Here is a 2,232-nt window from a genome sequence, read left to right as displayed (position 1 = left end):
TGCTAGCTACTGTTTGTGCAGCAAAAGATGCAGTTCCCGGTACAGATTTCATGCCTTTACAGGTAGAGTACAAAGAAAAATATTCAGCATTCGGACGTTTCCCTGGCGGTTTCACAAAACGCGAAGGCAAGGCTTCTGACTATGAAATTTTGACTTGCCGTCTTGTTGACCGTGCATTACGTCCTCTTTTCCCTGATAATTATCATGCAGAGGTATATGTAAACATTACCCTCTTCTCAGCAGACGGCGTAGATATGCCGGATGCACTTGCAGGACTTGCAGCTTCAGCAGCACTTGCTGTTTCTGATATACCATTCGGTGGTCCTATATCAGAAGTACGTGTAGCACGTGTCGACGGTCAGTTTGTTATCAATCCTACATTCGAAGCCCTCAAGAAGGCTGACATGGACTTGATGGTAGCAGCTACTTACGAAAACATTATGATGGTGGAAGGCGAAATGGAAGAAGTTTCAGAACAAGACCTTCTCGAAGCAATGAAGTTCGCTCACGAAGCTATCAAGGTTCACTGCAAGGCTCAGATGGAACTTATGGTAGAAGTAGGTTCCACAGTTAAACGTGAATACTGCCACGAAGAAAACGATGAAGACCTTCGCAAAGCTGTACACGATGCATGCTACGAAAAAGCATATGCTATTGCAGCATCAGGCAACAGAAACAAGCACGAACGCGGTGATGCTTTCGATGCTGTATGCGAAGAATTCAAGGCACAGTTCACTGAAGAAGAACTTGAAGAAAAGGGTGCTATGATTGACCGCTACTACCACGATGTAGAAAAAGAAGCTATGCGTCGTTGTATCCTCGACGAAGGCAAGCGTCTTGACGGACGTACTACTACAGAGATACGTCCTATCTGGTGCGAAGTAAGCCCACTGCCTGGCCCTCACGGTTCTTCAATCTTCACACGTGGTGAAACTCAGTCTTTGAGTACTGTAACTCTCGGTACAAAACTCGACGAAAAAGTAGTTGACGACGTACTTGACCAGCACAAGGAACGTTTCCTTCTTCATTATAACTTCCCTCCATTCTCTACAGGTGAAGCTAAGGCACAGCGCGGTGTAGGACGTCGTGAAATCGGTCACGGCCACTTGGCATGGCGTGCTTTGAAGGGACAGATACCAGCAGATTATCCATACTGCGTACGTGTAGTTTCAGATATACTTGAATCAAACGGTTCATCTTCAATGGCAACAGTATGTGCCGGAACATTGGCTCTTATGGATGCCGGTGTACCTATCAAGAATCCGGTATCAGGTATTGCAATGGGATTGATCAAAAATGCCGGCGAAGACAAATATGCCGTTCTTTCAGATATCCTTGGCGATGAAGACCACTTGGGCGATATGGACTTCAAGGTGACAGGTACTTGCAAAGGTATCACTGCTACACAGATGGACATCAAGTGCGACGGTCTTACATACGACATCCTCGAGAAAGCGCTTCTTCAGGCAAAACAGGGTCGCGAATATATCCTTGGCAAACTGACAGAATGTATCGCAGAACCTCGCGCTGAATTGAAGCCACACGCTCCACGTATCGAGACAATGACAATTCCTAAAGAATTCATCGGAGCTGTAATCGGCCCTGGAGGTAAGATTATCCAAGGAATGCAGGAAGAAACAGGTGCAACTATCACTATCGAAGAAGTTGACAACGCAGGACGTATCGAAATCTCAGGTACAAACAAGAAATCAATCGACGATGCAATCCGCCTGATAAAAGGTATAGTAGCTGTTCCTGAAGTAGGTGAAGTTTACACAGGTAAGGTTCGTTCTATCATGCCATACGGTGCATTCGTAGAATTCCTTCCAGGCAAGGATGGTTTGCTCCACATTTCTGAGATTGACTGGAAACGCCTTGAAACAATAGAAGAAGCCGGCTTGAAAGAAGGTGATGACGTAAAAGTAAAACTTCTTGAAATTGATCCTAAGACAGGTAAATTCAAACTTTCACACAAGGTTTTATTACCAAAACCAGAAGGAATGGAAGAAAACAACAAGAGACGCGAGAAAAAGGCTCAGCAGAAATAATTCATAAAGAAGAACTATTATAGAAAGGAATGACTGGAAACGGTTGTTCCTTTTTTTGTTAGATTAAGACAAAAGTTTTTTACGCAAGAACACAAAAAAAGCAGTTACTAATCTGTAACTGCCTATTTTATTTGTGGACCAGCCTGGGCTTGAACCAGGGACCTCCAGATTATGAGTCTGTTGC

General features: G+C 44.3%; 1 protein-coding gene. It reads left to right on the top strand.

The features are described 5' to 3' along the window. On the top strand, positions 1 to 2,048 hold a 2,048-nt coding region (pnp, locus tag QZ379_RS12655), incomplete at its 5' end, for a polyribonucleotide nucleotidyltransferase (protein WP_291565564.1). Positions 2,049 to 2,232 lie beyond the last annotated feature (184 nt).

It is taken from the genome of Bacteroides sp. (assembly GCF_019417265.1).
GTDB lineage: Bacteria > Bacteroidota > Bacteroidia > Bacteroidales > Bacteroidaceae > Phocaeicola.
The sequence above is the reverse complement of the archived record's forward strand: the minus strand, read 5'-3'. Positions and strand labels throughout refer to the sequence as shown.